The sequence below is a fragment of the Vogesella perlucida genome, assembly GCF_979366545.1.
In genome coordinates, this window is the sequence record NZ_CEETRO010000012.1 from 1 (window position 1) to 18,081 (window position 18,081).

Consider the following 18,081-nt stretch of genomic DNA (forward strand, 5'->3'; position numbering starts at 1 on the left):
CCGCTGCGCCAGTGGCCAGCATCACCCTGAATGCCAACATCACCGCCGACGACGTGATCAACGCCGCCGAAGCAGGCCAGCAGGTGGCCATTACCGGTACCGTCGGTGGCGACGTGAAGGTAGGCGATACCGTCACCCTGACCGTCAACAACCAGACCTACACCGGTACCGTACAGGCCGGTAACACCTTCAGCATCAACGTACCGGGCGCCGAGCTGGTAGCCGACGCCGACAAGGTAATCGACGCCAAAGTCACCACTACCGACGCCGCAGGCAACAGCATCACCGTCAGCGACACCGAGGGTTACCGCGTGGATGTGGCACCGACCACTGCTGGTGGTGCGGTAACGGGTACGGAGGACACGGCGTTTGTCTTTACCTGGGCACAGTTCAACGTGGCTGATATCGACAGTGGCAATAACCTGTCGGTCAAAGTGGCCACCCTGCCCGCGGATGGCACACTGCAGTACAACAATGGCAGCAGCTGGGTGGCTGTGACTGCTAACCAGGTCATCAGCAAGGCTGATATCGATACCGGCAAGCTGCGCTTTGTGCCGGATACCAACGAGTCGGGCGTGGATGGCTACAGCACCGCCGGAACTGGTAACCTGCAGAAGGATTACGCCAGCTTCAACTATCAGGCAGTAGATGGCAGTGGCAATAGCAGTAGTACTGCCAGCATGAAGGTTGATATCACACCGGTGGCTGACGCGCCTACCTTGAGTATCAGTCCGGCACCGTCTGCAGCACCGACAGGCCTGAAGAAAGAAGTCTGGACCGGGATGGTGATCAGTGATGGTGTCAATGACGGTAACGGTGTTAGCCCGAATCTGCTGGAGGCTGCTATTGAGAGTGCCAGCGGTACAGCCACCGTATCGACTATCACTAACGTGACGCAGGCCAGCGTTGACGTGAACACGGCCACCAGGGTGACTGGTTTGGTATATCTGGAGGCCGGCAAGACCTACACCTTCAGTGGTGTGGCGGATGACAGCTTCCGTCTGGAAGTGGGTGGTGTTACCGTGGCCAACGCCAACTGGGGCAGCAATAGTGGTAACTATTCAGGTAATTTTGTACCGACAGCCAACGGGTACTACACCCTGACCATGTTCCATCACAATGAAGCCGGCCCGGGCAATTTTGATGTGAATGTCAGCATCAATGGTGCCGCAGCACAGGACCTAAGCTCGAGTACCCTGAAGCTGTACACCGCCACGACCGACATTACTGGTGCTGGCGTGAACCTGTCGCCACTGGTACCGAATGCCAGCGGTGAAGGTGGTTACTACACCGAGGTGCAACAGAATCGTGGCAATGAAGACAGCTGGATTCCGCTGTCCCGCGTTACCAGTGCGCTGGTGGATGCCGATGGTTCGGAATCGCTGGCCTTGTCGATCAGCGGTCTGCGTCCGGGTACCCAGTTGAAGGATGTCAGCGGTGTTGTGGTGATTGCAGATGCGGCAGGCAATGTCACGCTGCCTAATGGCTGGAACCTGGCTACCCTGCAGCTCAAGGGGCCGCAGGACTACAACGGCACTATGAACCTGACCGTGAAGGCGACTGCTACCGAGCAGGTTGGTGGCAGTAGCCAGACTACCACGGTACCACTGACGGTCATTATTGATCCGGTAGCGGATGCGCCAGTGGTCACCGCCACCACGGTTGCTGTGTCGGAAGAGGGCTTGGCCGGTGGTTTGGTAGACAGCACGGGCAACCCGAGCGATACCACCAATAGCAAGACGGCCACTGGCACCATGTCGATTGTTGACCCGGATGGCGATGCCATCAGCAGTGTGGTACTGACCGCACCGACAACGGCACTGACCAGCGCTGGCCAGACTGTGACCTGGAGCGGTAGCAACACCAATACCCTGACTGCCACTGCGGGTGGTCAGACGGTGGCAACCATTACTATCGACAACAGCGGTAAGTACACCGTGAATCTGCTGAAGCCGGTAGATCACGCCACCGGTAATGGCGAGAATGTGCTGTCGCTGAGTGTGGGCGTGAAAGCCACGGCCGGTGGTGTATCTACCACCGGTACGTTGACGGTGAATGTTGAAGACGACGCCCCGGCGGTCATTGCCAGCCAGGATGCCAACATCGCCATGACCAATACCAACTTGTTGATCACGCTGGATGTGTCCGGTTCGATGGCAACAACCGACGGTGTGGCTGGCCAGACCCGTCTGCAAAGTGCCATTGCTTCGGTGAAAACCCTGCTCGACCGTTACGACGAGTTTGGTGATGTGCGCGTGAGCCTGGTGAAATTTGGTGGTGATACCGAAACGGCACAGATGGGTACGACCTGGCTGACCATTGCACAGGCCAAGACCTATCTGGATACACTGAGTGCGGGTGGTGGTACCAACTACGATGCGGCGCTCAACACCACCATGACGGCCTTCAATACCAGCGGCAAGCTGAGCAATGCGCAGAACGTGGCCTATTTCTTCACGGATGGCGTGCCGACTTTCGGTAGCGGTAGCGATGCCACGCTGACAGGTACCCAGAATGGTAACGGTGGCTCGCCGGATGGTGTGGATTCCGGCATTCAGGCAAGCGAAGAAGCGACCTGGAAGAACTTCCTGCTGAACAACCAGGTGAAGTCCTTTGCTATCGGTATGGGCTCGGGCATTACCGATACTACCTACCTGCACCCGATTGCCTACGATGGCCAGTCTTCGGTGAATACCGACGGCGTGCGTGTATCGAGCTTTGATCAGCTCGATAATGTCCTGGGTAGCACCGTGCAAGCACCGGTAGGTGGCCAGTTGGTGAACGGTGGCTTGTTGTCCGGCCTGGTGGGTGCAGATGGCGGCGCGTACATCGCTTCGGTGCAAGTAGCTGGTCGGCTTTACCTGTTCAACGGTACGGCCCAGACCGGTGGCGTGTTTGATGCCAGCACCAAAACCTGGACCATTACCACCGCCAACAATGGCAAGTTCATTGTGGACATGGACGCAGGTACCTACACCTACAAGGCACCGGATACGCTGGCAACAAGCAGCATTACCGAGACCATGAACTTTACTGTGTCGGATCGCGATGGTGATACCCAGTCGTCGGCTGTCAATGTGTATGTTGACAAAACCAACGTCACTATCGGCACCACGGCAGGTGAAACCCTGACTGGTACCGCTGCACCTGACCTGATTCTGGGGCGCGACGGTAATGACGTGATCGATGGCGGTGCTGGCAATGACAAGCTGTATGGTGCTGATGGTGTTGATACCCTGCGCGGCGGTAGCGGCAACGACCTGCTGGATGGTGGTGCCGGTGACGACACCCTGATCGGTGGTAGCGGCAACGACACCATGACAGGTGGTCTGGGTATTGATACCTTCCAGTGGACCCTGGCGGACAAGGGCACGACTGCCAACCCGGCGCAAGATGTCATTACCGACTTCAAGACCGGTGTGGGTGGCGATGTGCTGGATCTGCGTGACCTGCTGCAAGGTGAAAACAGTGGCAACCTGACGCAGTACCTGCACTTCTCGGCCAGTGGTAACGATACGCTGGTACAGATCAGCAGCAGTGGTGCCTTCACCAGCAACGGTGCCAACGCAGCCAGCGTGACTGATCAGAGCATTCTGCTGAAGGATGTAACGCTGAGCAGCCTGGGTAGCACAGACCAACAGGTGATTACCGAGCTGTTGAAAAACAACCTGAAAACCGACCAGTAAAACGGGTGTGTAATTGGGTATGTGACAAAGGAGCCGGCTTGCCGGCTCTTTTTTTGTACCTGTACCAAACGTCACACGCTATGCGGCCAAGTTTCAATACACTGGAACGGCAATTGCTATACTGCCCCTATCTTTCGCTGGAGCGCTGCTGTGGAAAACTTACCGATGCGGGATGGCTTGTCGCTAGACTCCCATTTTCAGCCCATTTATAGCCTGGCCCACCGCCGTACCGTGGGTATGGAGGCGCTACTGCGTGCCTCCGAGCAAGGCATGGCGCTGAGCCCGCCACAGGTGTACGAGCGCTATATCCGCCGTGATGATCGTGCCGCCATGGACCTGGCCGTGGTACGCGCCCATTGCCAGCACTTTGCCCGCACGCCGGCAGCCCAGCGCTGGCTGTTTCTTAATATCGACGCAGTAACGCTGGCCGACCTGAACTACGTGCAGCAGCTGCAGCAGATCATTGCCGACTCGGGCATTCCGCCGCAGCTGATTGTGCTGGAGGTGCTGGAGCAAGCACTGGAGCTGGATGCTGGCCTGCTGGAAGGCGTGGCGCTGCTGCGCGAGCAGGGCTGCTTGCTGGCGATTGATGATTTTGGTGTCGGCCACTCCAACCTGGACCGCGTGTGTAGCTTGGAGCCGGACTTCATCAAGTTTGACCGCCACCTGCTGCGCAGCGCGGTCAACCAGCAGCGCACACGCACGCTTTTGTCGCGCTTGGTACGCCTGATGCACGAAATTGGTGCATTGGTGGTGGTGGAGGGGGTGGAAAGCGAGTCTGATGTGGTGGTAGCGCTGGATTCCGGCTGCGATCTGGTGCAGGGCTACTATGTGGCCATGCCCGCCGTGGTGCCAGACCGCGATGAGCAGATTACCCCGCGGCTGGATGCCAAGTGGGACGAGCTGATGAACCGCGAGCTGCTGCGCCGCAAGCTGAACCGCCGCCAGCTGGAGCTATCACGCCAGGCCTTTGTGCAAACCGCCATTGCCCTGATGCAGGGTAACGAGTTCAGGTTGGCCGCACAGCCTATGTTGAACCTGCCGGATGTGATTCGCTGTTTCTTGCTGGATCAGGAAGGCCGCCAGCTGGGCCGTAATCTGAATGTGCGCGAATTGTCCGAGGTAAACCGCCTGCGCTTTGCCCCACTGGAAGACACTACCGGGGCGGTGTGGTCGCGTCGTAGTTATTTCCAGCACGCGATTGACCAGCCCGGTGTGTTGTATATGAGCGAGCCCTACCTGTCGATGACGGACACGCGCACCTGTGTGACCCTGTCGATGGCGATCGAGATCGACGAGCAAATGCACGTACTGTGTTCGGACGTGATGCTGCCCAAGTAAACGTGGGTAGGGCATACAGCAAAACACCGGGCCTGGGCCCGGTGTTTTGTTTGGGATAGCGCTTACGGTGCGGTAATCGGGTCGAACAAGGTCACTACCTGGCGCACGCCGGCGGTTTTGGCGGCGACCTGTGCGGCCGCTTCGCCTTCGGCGTCGCTAACCAGGCCCAGCAGGTAAACCACGCCACGCTCGGTGACAACCTTGATGGCATTGGGCGGGTAGCCTTGGCCTTCCAGCAGGCGGGTACGAACCTTGGTGGTCAGCCAGGTGTCGTTGTTGCGCTGTGCCAGCGTGGTAACCGGGGCGACAACCAGATGGTTGTAGACACGTCTGACATTGGGAATACCCCGGGCCATCAGCTCGATATCGGCTTTTTGTGCCTCGCTTTGCGCTTCGCCTGTCAGCAGGACGGCGCGGTTATAGCTGGTGGCATTCACGTGGCTGCCGGCAAAACGCTCGCTGAGCTGGCGCACCGCTTTCAGCTCGATACCCTGATCTTCAACATAGGTACCACTGGTGCGTCGGTCAGTTACCACCAAGGCACTGGCGGCCACACCGCCAGCTACCAGGGGGAAGCAGGCGCTCAGGTTGGCCGCCATCAGAGTGGCAACGGTCAGGCTTATCAGGCGGGGTGTCATTCAATCTCCTCCCAGCAGCATGTAATCGATGGCATCGCACAGGGCGTGGATGACCAGCAGGTGGATTTCCTGAATGCGGGCCGTACGTGTGACCGCTACGTTCAGGTGCAGGTCTTCGGGTGACAGGATTTCGGCTACCTGCCCCCCGTCATTACCGGTCAGCGCAATCACGCTCATGCCGCGCTCGTGGGCGGCGTAGATCGCTTCCACGATATTGGCAGACTGGCCGGAGCTGGTAATCACCAGCAGCAGGTCGTTGTGGTGGCCTATGGCCCGTACCTGCTTGGAGTAGATCAGGTCAAATTCGTAATGGTTGCCAATGGCCGTGAGCGCCGGGCTATCGTGCGACAGCGACATGGCAGCCAGGCCCGGGCGTTCTTTTTCGAAATGCCCCAGCATGCTGGTAACAAAATGATGTGCCACGGCCGCGCCGCCGCCGTTACCGCAGGCCAGGATCTTGCCTTCATTCATCAGGCTAGCCACCATTTTTTCAGCAGCTACCGCGATGGCGGGTGCCAGCTCGTCCATGACTAGCTGCTGGGTAGCGATGCTTTCGCGGAAATGCCCGCTGGCGCGATCGATCAAATCCATCGTCTATCCTTTGTACTCAGCCGGCGCAGCGCCTAGCTGATGATGTTCTTGAGCCATACCGGTGGTGCGGCGCCCTCAAACAGCACCGCATCAAAACGGCAGGGGCTATTGAGGTGATGCTGGGTTAGGTAAAGGTTGGCCGCAGCCTGTAATTTGCGGCATTTTGCCGGGCTGATGCTCGCCGCTGCACCGCCATACTGTTGGCTGCTGCGGGCCCGCACCTCGACAAATACCCGGTATTTGCCATCCTGCATGATCAGGTCTATCTCGCCAAAACGGCAATGCCAGTTGCGCGCCAGCAAGACCAGGCCTTGTGCCTGCAAGAACGAGCAGGCTTGGTCTTCAAAGAGGTCGCCGCTCGCCCGGCTCATTACTCGGCGCCAACGATGCTGCTAGGCAAATCACGCTGGACGACCCAGCTTTTGCCGATGCGCAGGTCACCACTGACCCCACCCAGACGTATCTGACCAGGGTTCTTGTTGCTGGCCAGCACCGCACCCAGCCGGTACGCATCGATACCCAGCGCATACAAACGCTCGGTGGCTTTGTTGAGCGGGTTCACCGGGCGGGCAATCAGCCGGGCCTCGGGGTGGTTGGGTATCAGTAGCCAAGGCATATCAATCAGCCGCAAGCCGGTCATGGCCGGACCCGGCTTGTGCACATTCGCCAGCGAGGTAGCATAGGCGGGCAGGTCCGGGTTCAGTACGGCGCGGGTGGCCTCTACCTCTTTGCTATCCAGTGCCAGAAAAACCGCGTCGGCAATACGCAGCTCGATATCCAGTTGGTCTGCAGCCAGGGCCGAAACGTTCAATTCGCGCGCGACTTTGCCGGTGCGGCTACGCCATTCTTCGGCAAATGCCTGGCGCAAACGCTGGGACAGGTTGTCGTTATTGAACAGGATCAGCGGCTGCTGGCTGCCATCATCGCGCATCATGCGGGCAATTTGCTGAGCCTCGGTTTCTATTGTCACCGACAGGCTCCACACCTTGCTGCCTGCTGGCGGGGGCTTATCCAGTGCATTCAGTACCAGCGTGGGCAGCTTGCTGCTTGCAGCGACTCTGGCGGCACCCTGGCGGGTGAGCGGGCCGACAATGAAGGTAGCGCCATTGGCCACCAGCTGCTGGTAAGCCGCGGCCGTGTCACTTTCGTCCCGTAGGGCGACAAAGCTGGTTTCCACGCTGCCATCTGCGCTGGCCGCCGCATCAAAGCCGGCTTTCACCACCTGTGCGGCCTCACCCAGCTGGCTGGAATCTACCGGTAGCATCAACCCCAGATGCACACCCTTGGCTTTGGCCGGCAGTTTGCCGGGCACGGCCACAGGGTTGGCCGCAGCAGGCACTGCTGCGGACGCGCTGCCTTTTGGGGGGGCAGGCTGCAGTGAGGCCTGATTTTGTTGAAGTATGTAGCCCGGGGATTGTGCAATCGCTACACTTGCCGCCAACAAGACGGCAGAGCCGGATAACCATGGAGCCAAAACGTGCAGACAGCGCTTGATCACTTGATGAATTCTGCTCGGGAAACATTTGTCGAAAGGGCATTATATGTGGTGGCAACGCCCATTGGAAATTTGGCTGATGTGACCGTTCGCGCCATTGCCGGGTTCCATGCCGCCGATATTGTGCTGGCCGAAGATACCCGCGTGACCGGCAGCCTGCTGAGCGCCTACGGCATCAGCAAAAAGCTGGTAAGCCTGCGCGAACATAACGAGCGCGAGATGGCGGCCAACGTGATTCGCTGGCTGGAAGAGGGCAAGATCGTGGTGCAGGTTTCCGATGCGGGCACTCCCGGTATCTCCGACCCCGGCGCACGCCTGGCCGAAGCCGTGTGGGCAGCCGGCCTGCGCGTGGTGCCTATCGTCGGCGCCTCGGCCGTAGTGGGCGCGATGTCTGCCAGCGGCCTGGAAACCGCACGCTTTCTGTTTCACGGCTTTTTGCCGCCAAAGCAGGGCGCACGCTGCAAGACCGTGCAGCAATGGGCGCAGGCCGATTACGCCGTAGTGTGCTACGAGGCTCCGCACCGCATTCTGGATTGCGTCGAAGACATCGTGGCCACCCTGGGCCCGGATCGCCCGCTGGTACTGGCGCGCGAGCTCACCAAAACCTTCGAGACCTTCTTGCGCTTGCCCGCTGGCGAACTATTGGCGCGCATACGCAGCGACAGCAACCAGCAGCGTGGCGAGTGCGTGCTGATTATCGATGCCGCTCCGCAAGCCGCCGCAGCAGACGATGCACTCCCTGCCGCGGCCATGTCTTTGCTGGCCGAGCTGGCGGCTGTGTTGCCTACCAAACAGGCTGCGGGTATCGTGGCGTCGCATTACGACCTGAACAAAAAACTGCTGTATGACTATGCACTGAAGCTCAAAAGCACAGAGTGATATTTACAAGTAGCACTGTCGCGTCTATACTGCGTTCCTCTGATTTTCTCGCCCGGGTGGCGAAATTGGTAGACGCAGGGGACTCAAAATCCCCCGCCGCAAGGTGTGCCGGTTCGAGTCCGGCCCCGGGCACCACGAGAAAGTCCAGCAACATCCCAAGCAGTCCATCAAACCCGCACAGCACAAGGCTCTGCGGGTTTTTTGTTGCTTTGCGGCGGCTCACTCTGCCTAGCGTTTCTATGCCCCATTTTGCGTGCCTTTCTTTGACATGCAAATGGCACTGTCTTTTCTTCCCTTGCTGGCTGCCAATATCAAGACCTTTGAGCGCTGCGTGAGCACGTTAAAGCGCTATCCGTATCGCCCTAGCATCAACCGTAGAGTTGGCCGTACGCCAATGCGTGGCAGACCGCGTATGGCGCTGGCGTTGTTGTTGTGCTTGCGTGGGTTTGGTCAGGATGACTTCTGCTTTCATGTCATTTGGGTGATGGGCATGCCCCATGTTGGCTCGTCTTGCTTGGCAATGAAGCAGATGAATGTTCTGGCACGATAGTGTCGGCTTTGTGTGCCTGGCTTAGGCGCAGCAAGGTTTGACTACCTGGCGGCTGTTTGGTGTTAGGGCATGCCGTCTCTCAAGTGCTTATTTATTCCATGCAGCTTTTGGCATTTCATGCTGTATTTTTTAGTTGAAATGAATTTTGTGAAAAATTTGTTTCAAAAAATAATAAAGTAAATACGAAGTAAAACAACTAGATATCCAATGCCGTACTTATCGATATTGGGGTGGAAAATGGCAGGCATGGTCTACACTGTGACTGTTTAGCTTATACTCCGCGGCCAAATTCATGCATGCAAACCTATGCCACTGATTGATACCCACCTGCATTTTGATGCGCCGGAGTTTGCCGCCGATGCTGCCCAGCGTTGGGCCTTGGCGCGGGCTGCTGGGGTGGTACATGCCATTGTGCCTGCAGTGATGGCGGAGTCGTTTAATCATGCTATCGACGTGGCAGAACAGTTTGGCATGGATGTGGCGCTGGGCTTGCACCCGCTTTATCTGGCCAGCCACAAGGCAGAGCACCTGCATGTGCTGGAGCAGTATCTGGCGCAGGGCAAAGCAGTCGCCGTGGGGGAGTGCGGGCTGGATTTCTACGTTCCCGGACTGGATCCGCAGCAGCAGGAGGCGCTTTTGCTGGCGCAGCTGAAGCTTGCCCGTCGTTTCGATTTGCCGGTGATTTTGCATGTGCGCCGTGCGCAAGACCGTGTATTGAAGTGTTTGCGCCAGGTACGGGTGCGTGGGGGGCTGGCGCATGCGTTTAATGGCAGTGCCCAGCAGGCACAGGCTTTTATCGACCTGGGTTTTTGCCTAGGTTTTGGCGGCGCCATGACGTATCAGGGCTCGCAGCGTATACGCCGCCTGGCTGCGGATTTACCGCTGTCTGCGTTAGTGCTGGAAACGGATGGCCCGGATATGGCGCCGGAGTGGGGGCAAGGGCTGCCGAACGGGCCCGAGAACCTGCCCCGCATTGCTTCGGTATTGGCCGAGCTGCGAGGCTTGCCGCTGGCTGAGCTAGCCGAGGCAACTTATCAGAATGTGCGTCGTGTTATACCGGCGCTGCGGCCGATAGTGTGATGACAGTAGTGGTGCTGGATAGTGAACAAGGAGAAAGCAATGTTGAAAAATGTCACGGTAACAGCACGCATCAGTATGGGCTTTGCGTTCATGCTGCTGGTTTTATTGTTGATTGTGGGCAGCAGTTTGTTGGCGTTGGGCCGGGCGGGGGGAAGCCTGGACGATCTGGTAAATCGTAGTCTGGCATTTAGCCATCACATTCAGTCTGTTCGGGCCGAGGTGGGTAATTTACGCCGCTACGAAAAAGACCTGCTACTGAATATCCAGAGCGTAGAGAAACGTAAAGAATATCTGGATAAATGGCAAGACAGTGTGGCGAAAGTGCGTAAGCACCTGCAGGCAGCAGACACCTTGGCCAGTAGCACTGAGCAGGATGCGATCAAGTCGCTATTGGGTGCTATGGAGCGTTATGAGGGCGGGCTCAAGCGTGTTGCCGGCCAAATTGACGCGGGTGGTTTGGCTACGCCGCAAGAGGGTAACAAGGCGCTGGAGCCAGTGAAAGATGCTGTGCGCGGTATGGAAAGTACCACGCGTACCCTGGTTGATAATGCCAGTGAGCAGGCTGTGGCAAGCCAGCAGGCGGTACAGGCCGAGATCGCCTCATCACGTAGTTTGTTGTTGGGGCTGAGCGTGCTGGCGCTGTTGGCCGGGATGGGCACGGCAGTGGCTATTTCACTGTCTATTCGTCGCCCATTGGGCGAGATGACGCTATTGGCTGAGCAGCTGGCGAGCAGCAAAGACCTGTCGGTGACCATTCCTGATTATGGCCGCAATGAACTTGGCCGTACGGGCCAGGCGCTGAATCACCTGATTGTGACGGTGCGCGAGTTGATAAGCGAATCGCATCAGCATTCTGCCAAGTTGGTAGGCGCATCGGATCGTTTGTCTGGCGTGAGTGATGCCATTCACGATGCTGCGGTAAACCAGTCGAATGCTGCATCGGCTAGCGCGGCTGCGGTAGAGCAGCTGACGGTGAGTGTCAGTGTGTTGGCCGATAATGCAGAAGGGGTGGAGCTGCAGTCGCGCCAGACGGCTACGGATGCACGTGCCGGCAGCGATATGGCACAAACCGCCGCAAACCAGATTCAGCATATTGCCCAGAGTATTGCCCAGACTTCCGGCACAATCGATAGCTTGAACCAGCGCTCTAGCGAGATTGGCAATATCGTGAGCGTGATTCGCGAGATTGCCGACCAGACCAATCTGCTCGCACTGAATGCTGCCATCGAGGCGGCACGGGCAGGGGAAACCGGACGTGGTTTTGCGGTGGTAGCCGACGAGGTGCGCAAGCTGGCCGAGCGTACTAGCCAGGCGACAACTGAAATTTCCAGTCGTATTGCCGGTGTGCAGCGTGATACACAGCAGGCCTTCCAGAACATGCAGCAGGCTAACACGCTGGTAGAAAGTGGCGTGGAGGGTACAGGTAAGGTTGTCCAGTCGTTGCAGCAAATATTCCAGTCATCCATCCAGGCGCAAGAGAAGGTCGCAGAGATGGTGCAGGCGATTCAGGAGCAACGCATGGCTAGCCAGGATATTGCGCAGAATATGGAACAGATCGCTCAGATGAATGACCAGACACGGCTGGCGGTGGCCGAGGCCAGTAGCTTGTCTGGCGGTTTGAAGCAGCAATCTCAGGAGCTGGATCACAGCATTACACGCTTCAAGGTATAAGCCCCCTCAGTCTGGTTCAGGTTGCCTGTTGGGCAAAATTTTCGGTATGCAGTAGTGTGGCTGGATAGATTTGTCGATAAGGTTGCCGTGTTGTTGCCAGCAAGCAAAAAGCCCGCATCAAGGATGCGGGCTTTGCGTTTGGTACGGATTTACTTGGTGGCGGGTGCCGCTGGCGTAATGCGGCGTACCAGTGGTGCGCTTGCCGGTTTGGCTGGGGCTGGAGCCAAGCGGGTTGCCGGTACCGGAGTAGGGCGTGCACCTGTGGCATCTTGCATGACCACGGCTACGCGGCGGTTGAGCGGGTCGTTGGCAGCTTTACCCGGCAGTGGCTGTGTGTCGCCGCGGCCAACACTCTCAATGCGGCTGGCTTGTACACCACGGCTGGTCAGATAGTTCTGCACGCTTTGCGCCCGGTTTTTCGACAGCTCCAGATTGGACGCTGGATTGCCAGTGCTATCGGTATGACCTTCTACCAGGAAGCGTTTCTGGGCCAGTTGTGGCATTTGCAGTGTGCTAGCCAGCTGATCCAGCATGGGTTGGCTTTCCGGGCGGATCTTGGCCGAATTCAAGTCGAATTGCACTTGCATGTTGACGGTGATGTCGCGTGTGGTGGCGACTGGTGTCGTGTTTGCCACGACAGGAGCCAGCTCCGTGCCAGTATTGAAAGAACGAGCAGGGATCTTGCTGGCATCCAGCGGGGTAGGGGCAACATAGGTGGTCGGGCAGCTTGGCGCGGTCAGATCGGTACTGACTTCTGCACCATCATCTTTTGGCTTGAGCTGCATGGTTTCCATCAGGCGGCCAGACTCACCCAGTACGCGGTAGGTGGCCAGTTGCTGATTCAGCTCGGCATTCAACAGCTCGCGGCGCGATTGGAACAGCTCGTTTTCGCTATCCAGCATGTCCAGCAATGTACGCTGGCCAATGTCGAATTGCTTGCGGTAAGCATCACGGGCTTTTTCGGTGGAAAGCTGGTGTTGACGCAGCGATTCCAGCTGGCTGCTGATACGTACCGAGTCATTGTAGGCAATAGAAACTTGCTGTCGCATGTCACGGCAGGCTTTTACCCCCAGTGCTTCAGCTTCGTCCCGGCGCTCGGTGGCCGAGGCCAGACGTGCGCGGTCGGCACCGCCACGATATAGGTTCAAGTTCATCACCAGCTCGATGGCTTGTTCGTTGGTACGGCCTTTTACACCGTCCTTGTTATTGGTGGCGGCCTTGTTGGCGCGTAGATCCACCGTAGGCGAGAAGGCACCACGGCGGACATCGATTTCGGCTTCAGCCGCACGGTAGAACGCACGGGCAGCTTGCAGCGATGGATTACTTTTGTCTGCCAGAACCATCAGCTCATTCGCTGGCGGGATCAGCCCCAGGTTCAGCCCCGGCAGCTTCAGCTCGTTGGCTGGCGCTTCGCCAGTAATGCGGGCATAGCGGGCGGAGACATCATTCAGGTTGGATAGCTCGTTCACCAGGTTGGACTCAGCCAGAGCCAGGCGGCCTGCGATTTGTTCCAGGTCTACACGGCGGCCAACCCCTTGGGTAACGCGCTGCAGAATCTGTTCGTAAATGCCTTTGTGAATGGCATAGTTTTCTTCTGCGATATTGACCAGTTTGCTGTAGCGCACTACGTCAACAAAAGCACGTACCGACTCCAGGCCTTGTGCTTCGGCGGCAGCCAGGTATTCGAAGTAGCGTGCGCGGCTGGTATAGTCGAGCTGCTTTACCTGGTTGGTAGTGATGAAGCCGGCAAACAGGTTCTGGCTCAGGGCCAGGTTATAACCGTGGCGGGTGAAGCTGCTGGTGCTAGTGCCGCCGGTGGACGTGGGTGTCTTGTTTTTTTCACGTGCGGTGGCGTAGCTCAGATCCACTGTGGGTTTGAAACCGGCTTCTGCAATGCCACGCTCTTCCAGGCTGGCGCGGAACGTGTGCCACTTCATGCGAACTTCCGCATTGTTTTTCAAGGTTTGTTCAATGGTGTCTTTCAGCTCCAATGCGTGGCTGGTCATGGGTAACGAAAGAGCCAGCAAGGCGATAAGCGTACTGCCGGAGATGCGTTTAGGGCGGAAGTTCATGAGAGCCTCATTGAATACTGTGATAATTGAACAGCTGATTATTAAGCGGTAGTTCTAAGTATTTTAAATAAAAGCTTTATGTGCTGTATTTTCGGAAGTGGATGCTAAAGTGTCAAGCTAAACGTGGCAAAACCCGCGGGCTTGCTATACGCTTGTTGCATGTTAAGACAGAAGCATGAGTTGCCATCCGGCGGAACCAGTCTATGGGTGTACCTTTAGTGTTAAGTCGTTGTAAGTGGCTGCCGGTGTGTCTGGTCCTGGCTGCGCTTGCCCTGGCCGAAATGCCCCTTGAGCGCGTGCAGCAGCTCTATGGTGGCCAAGCTGTACGTATATATCGAGAGTGGCAGCAATTACTTTTGTCTTCCCGGCGCGAAAGCAATGAACAAACCCTGTTGCGGGATGTAAACCAGTTTTTCAACCAGCGCTACCAGTTTGTTGATGATATCGATCTGTGGAAGCAGCCGGACTACTGGGCGACACCTCTGGAAAGTATGGCGCGCGGCGCGGGTGATTGCGAAGATTATACAATCGCCAAATATTTTACCTTGCGCGAGCTCGGCGTGGCACCGCAGAAGCTGCGACTGACTTATGTCAAAGCGCGTCTTGGCGGTGCTGCCAGTACCGTAACGCAGGCGCACATGGTGTTGGCTTACTACCCGGGCCCTGCGGCGGAGCCCCTGATTCTGGATAACCTCATCAGCACCATACGGCCCGCCTCGCAGCGTACAGATTTGCAGCCGGTGTTCAGTTTCAACGCCGATGGTATCTGGGTGGGAGGCGGCCCCAATCCGAACTCCAGTGTGGACAGGCTGACCCGTTGGCGCCAGCTGATCGACAAGATGAAAACCGAAGGCTTTATTTCCTGAGAGATGGCATGAAACGCGTTTCCCTGATTCAACAGCTATGGATGCTGGTTATCGCAGCGGTAGTGCTGGCGGCCGCGGGCAGCCTGACGGCCAACTTGTTTAATGCGCGTGATTATCTGCAACAGCAGTTGGCCGCGCAAAGCGCGGATGCGGCCAACTCGCTCGCTTTGCTTATTACGCAGAATCAGGCTGACCCGGTGATGGGGGAGACGCTGATCAATGCTGCATTTGACCAGGGCCATTTCCGTCAGATCAGCTGGGTGAGTGCCCAAGGCAAGGTGCTGGTGCTGAGGCAGAATGCCCAGCGTGCGGGCGAGACGCCAGCCTGGTTCCGCGAGGTGTTCACGCTGGTGCCGGCCCCGGCGCGTGCCATGGTAAGCAGTGGCTGGATGCAAGCGGGTTATATCCAGGTAGAGAGTGAGGCCGGTTATGCCTACGAGTCATTGTGGCGGGGTGCGCTGAATGTGTCGTTCTGGGTACTGTTGGCCGGTTTGCTCGTGGGTGGTATCGGTTCTCTTGGTGTCAGCACTATCCGCAGGCAGCTGCTTTCCGTGGTGAATCAGGCCAAGTCCATTACCCAGCGCCGTTTTATCACCATTCCAGAGCCGGACGGGCCTGAAATGGGGCGCTTGGCGCAAGCCATGAACGCCATGGTGATGCGCGTGAAAGCCATGTTTGAAGAAGAAGCCGTACGGCTGGAAGCCCTGCGCCGCCAGATCAACTTTGACAGTGTCACCAACCTGGCTAACCGCGGTTTCTTCATGGGGCGGCTGGGTGCAGAGCTGGCCGAGCGTGATAAAGCGGGCCGCACGCTGCTCTTGATGCGTATCGATGGCCTGGCCGAGCTGAATGCCAAATTGGGGCGCCCGCTCACCGACGAGATGCTCAGCCAGTTTGGCACGGTGTTGCGTAATCAGGATCGCTTTGGTCTGGATAGCCTGGCTTCCCGCTTGAATGGTGCCGACTTCGCCCTGCTATTGGCCAGCTCGCAAGCAGAGTTGCCGCGTCTGGAGGCGCTGCATGATGAGCTGGGTGCCTTGCTGGGCAGCTTTGCCTCGCAGGATGTGTGCCTGGCGATGGCGGCGACCGATGTACGGGATGGCGATGCCATTCGCGATATCATGTCGCGTCTAGATAATGCGCTGGCTTTGTCCGAAGCGGCAGGTGGCGTGAAAGTGACACTGGCGGACGAGAATGTCCACAAGCCATTGGCGATGACGGCGGATCACTGGAGTGCTTTGCTGGATGAGGCCATCGCTACCCGTCAGCTCAAGCTGGTACGTTTTGCCGTACGTGATGCCAATGGTGGCCTGTTGCACGAAGAAGCGCCACTGCGCTTGCACCAGGGGGACGATTGGCTGCCTGCCGGGCAGTTCATGCCCATGGCTATCCGTACTCGCCGCGTGGCGGCGCTGGACCTGGCAGCCGTGAACCTGGCACTGCAGCAGTTGGCCGCAGAACCAGTGTGTCAGGGTATTGCGGTGAACCTGGCGGCCGAGTCACTGGCGGATGACCAGTTCGTGACGAAGCTGGTCGGGTTGATTCGCAGCCAGCGTGCCGCTGCGGGCCGGTTGTGGCTGGAGATGGCCGAGGTGGGGATCGTGCAGCGTTTTGACCGCTTCCGCACGCTATGCCTGGCGTTGGCAGACCTGCCGTGCAAGGTGGGGATCGAACACTTTGGCCGGCAATTCAGTTTAATTGGCCAGCTGCACGATCTGGGCATCGACTATCTAAAAATCGACGGTAGTTTTGTGCAGCAAATTGATCAGGAAACCGGCAATCAGGCATTCCTGAAAGGGGTGTGCAATATCGCGCACAATATTGGCCTGGGCGTGGTGGCTGAAGGCGTGCGTACCGATGCCGAGCAGCAGATGTTGCTGTCTTTGGGCTTTGATGGCCTGACCGGCCCCGGTGTGAAATAAACGATTGGGGTGTGGGCCAATCGCAGGGCGAGTGTGGCAAGCCACCTCGCCCTGTTTGTTTGTCTGGCGCGTGCTGTCCTTGTGAATGCGTGCAGGCTGGTGTGTTGGCGAGGCAGGCCTGGGGGTGGCACGGACGAAAAGAAATAAGCATCCGGGGGACTTTTGTTTGCTGCGGCCAACCTTTAGCAGGGCGAGTGTGGCAAACCACCTCGCCCTGCTTGTCTGGTGCGTGCCGTGCTCGTGGATGTGTGCAGGCTGGTGTGCCGGCGAGGCAGGCCTGGGGGTGTCAGTGCGGGAGAAAAGAAAAAAGGCATCCGAAGATGCCTTTTTGTTTGCTGCGGCCAACCTTGGCTTAATTCTGCTGGATACCTGCTACCAGCCATTTGCCATTGCTGCTGTCGTCTTTTACATAGTGCCAGGTTTCGCTGAACGCTACCGCCGGGGCACCCACAGTCTCGCTCACCATGCCGTTAAAGCGCACGCTGGCAATCATGCGGCTGCTTTCCACGGTGGCCTCGACGATCTGGCAGTCCAGCTGCGGGAAGTCGGCAGGTTCGGTGTTGGCCGTGATGTCGTCTTTCAGCGCATTGAACAGGTCGGCTGTCATGTACTTGCGTACTTCTTCCAGGCTGTCGGCAGAGTTGAGGTTCTGCAGATGCAGGAAGGTGGCTTTCGCCTGGCGCAGGAAGTGCGGGGCTTCCGTGCCGTCCGGCAGGCGCTGGAACGATGCAGGTGGCGGGGTCAGGCCACTGCCGCCCATGGCGTTATTGCCGGAGCCGATTGGCGGGATGCCGTTGGCGCCTGCTGGCGAAGGCTGGAAGTGCATGGGCTGCGTTTGCAGCGGTGGTGCTCGATGGCCTGCCTGCTTGCTGGCTGCTCTACGGCGCAGGAAGGAGAGCAGTGCCAGACCCGCCAGCGAGCCGCCAATCACGGCCAGCCATGGGAAACCACCATCGTCATCGCCCATGGCAGAGCCCAGCAGGTAGCCTGCTGCGGCACCCGCCGCACCAGCGGCCACCATGCCGCCGACGCCGGAGCCTTTTTGTTGCGGGGCAACCTGAGTCGGGGTCTTGGCCGGAATGGCGTTCTGTTGCTGGAAGCTTTGGGTTGGGGTGGCGCGCTGCATGCCGGCGCTCTTGCCTTTACCCACGCGTGCGGCTTCTGCAAACGGCGTGGCCAGCACAGCAATGAGGGAGAGGGCCAGAATGGACGTCTTCGCTCGGGTAATCATTGATTCATTCTCCGGTAGGTGAGCTGACTCTGATGGTCAGGTAGCGTTTCGACTAGGCG

The 18,081-nt window shown here is 58.2% G+C and carries 13 protein-coding genes and 1 tRNA gene; 8 read left to right on the forward strand and 6 right to left on the reverse strand.

Annotated features, from left to right (window positions below; translation table 11 throughout):
- Both ACZ9XP_RS15635 and ACZ9XP_RS15640 read left to right on the forward strand, forming a co-directional pair.
- Positions 1 to 3,686: Ig-like domain-containing protein (locus ACZ9XP_RS15635; RefSeq protein WP_465188749.1), on the forward strand; the 3,686-nt coding region annotated here is incomplete at its 5' end.
- Between the two features lie 150 nt (positions 3,687 to 3,836).
- On the forward strand, positions 3,837 to 5,027 hold the full coding sequence (locus tag ACZ9XP_RS15640; protein WP_240803412.1) for a sensor domain-containing phosphodiesterase: 1,191 nt from the start codon (positions 3,837 to 3,839) through the stop codon (positions 5,025 to 5,027).
- A gap of 62 nt (positions 5,028 to 5,089) precedes the next feature.
- Here ACZ9XP_RS15640 and ACZ9XP_RS15645 read toward each other — a convergent pair whose 3' ends face one another.
- From ACZ9XP_RS15645 to ACZ9XP_RS15660, 4 genes are read right to left on the reverse strand one after another with little or no spacing between them, the layout of a single operon-like run.
- Positions 5,090 to 5,665, reverse strand: coding sequence for a BON domain-containing protein (locus ACZ9XP_RS15645; RefSeq protein WP_147685250.1), 576 nt, complete (start codon positions 5,663 to 5,665; stop codon positions 5,090 to 5,092).
- Positions 5,666 to 6,256, reverse strand: a complete 591-nt coding sequence (locus ACZ9XP_RS15650) for an SIS domain-containing protein (RefSeq protein ID WP_147685248.1) — start codon at positions 6,254 to 6,256, stop codon at positions 5,666 to 5,668.
- Positions 6,257 to 6,288: 32 nt separating this feature from the next.
- Complete coding sequence (locus ACZ9XP_RS15655; protein ID WP_465188750.1) at positions 6,289 to 6,627, reverse strand: YraN family protein; 339 nt, start codon at positions 6,625 to 6,627, stop codon at positions 6,289 to 6,291.
- Positions 6,627 to 7,754 (reverse strand): penicillin-binding protein activator, encoded by a 1,128-nt coding sequence (locus ACZ9XP_RS15660; RefSeq protein WP_465188751.1) that lies wholly within the window; start codon positions 7,752 to 7,754, stop codon positions 6,627 to 6,629. The genes ACZ9XP_RS15655 and ACZ9XP_RS15660 overlap by 1 nt, the downstream gene beginning before the upstream one ends.
- 3 nt (positions 7,755 to 7,757) lie before the next feature.
- Between ACZ9XP_RS15660 and rsmI the strand changes: the two genes are divergently transcribed.
- From rsmI to ACZ9XP_RS15680, 4 genes are all read left to right on the forward strand, one after another.
- A complete protein-coding gene (gene rsmI / locus ACZ9XP_RS15665) occupies positions 7,758 to 8,630 on the forward strand; it encodes a 16S rRNA (cytidine(1402)-2'-O)-methyltransferase (protein ID WP_465188752.1) in 873 nt (290 codons plus the stop codon).
- Positions 8,631 to 8,680: 50 nt separating this feature from the next.
- Positions 8,681 to 8,765: transfer RNA gene (locus ACZ9XP_RS15670), tRNA-Leu, on the forward strand.
- A 721-nt stretch (positions 8,766 to 9,486) separates the two neighbouring features.
- Positions 9,487 to 10,260: a TatD family hydrolase gene (locus ACZ9XP_RS15675; RefSeq protein ID WP_465188753.1), complete on the forward strand. Its 774-nt coding sequence runs from the start codon at positions 9,487 to 9,489 to the stop codon at positions 10,258 to 10,260.
- Positions 10,261 to 10,299: 39 nt separating this feature from the next.
- On the forward strand, positions 10,300 to 11,931 hold the full coding sequence (locus ACZ9XP_RS15680; protein ID WP_465188754.1) for a methyl-accepting chemotaxis protein: 1,632 nt from the start codon (positions 10,300 to 10,302) through the stop codon (positions 11,929 to 11,931).
- Between the two features lie 149 nt (positions 11,932 to 12,080).
- On the opposite strand, the gene ACZ9XP_RS15685 is transcribed toward ACZ9XP_RS15680, so the two are convergent.
- A complete protein-coding gene (locus ACZ9XP_RS15685) occupies positions 12,081 to 14,003 on the reverse strand; it encodes a TolC family outer membrane protein (RefSeq protein WP_206211245.1) in 1,923 nt (640 codons plus the stop codon).
- Positions 14,004 to 14,206: 203 nt separating this feature from the next.
- On the opposite strand from ACZ9XP_RS15685, the gene ACZ9XP_RS15690 reads away from it, so the two are divergent.
- The gene (locus ACZ9XP_RS15690; protein WP_147685236.1) at positions 14,207 to 14,869 is read left to right on the forward strand and encodes a transglutaminase-like cysteine peptidase; all 663 of its coding nucleotides are present in this window, start codon (positions 14,207 to 14,209) and stop codon (positions 14,867 to 14,869) included.
- An 8-nt stretch (positions 14,870 to 14,877) separates the two neighbouring features.
- A complete protein-coding gene (locus tag ACZ9XP_RS15695) occupies positions 14,878 to 16,791 on the forward strand; it encodes an EAL domain-containing protein (protein ID WP_147685234.1) in 1,914 nt (637 codons plus the stop codon).
- A 352-nt stretch (positions 16,792 to 17,143) separates the two neighbouring features.
- Here the strand turns inward: ACZ9XP_RS15695 and ACZ9XP_RS15700 are convergent, their stop codons facing one another.
- On the reverse strand, positions 17,144 to 18,022 hold the full coding sequence (locus ACZ9XP_RS15700; protein ID WP_147685232.1) for a Tim44 domain-containing protein: 879 nt from the start codon (positions 18,020 to 18,022) through the stop codon (positions 17,144 to 17,146).
- Positions 18,023 to 18,081 lie beyond the last annotated feature (59 nt).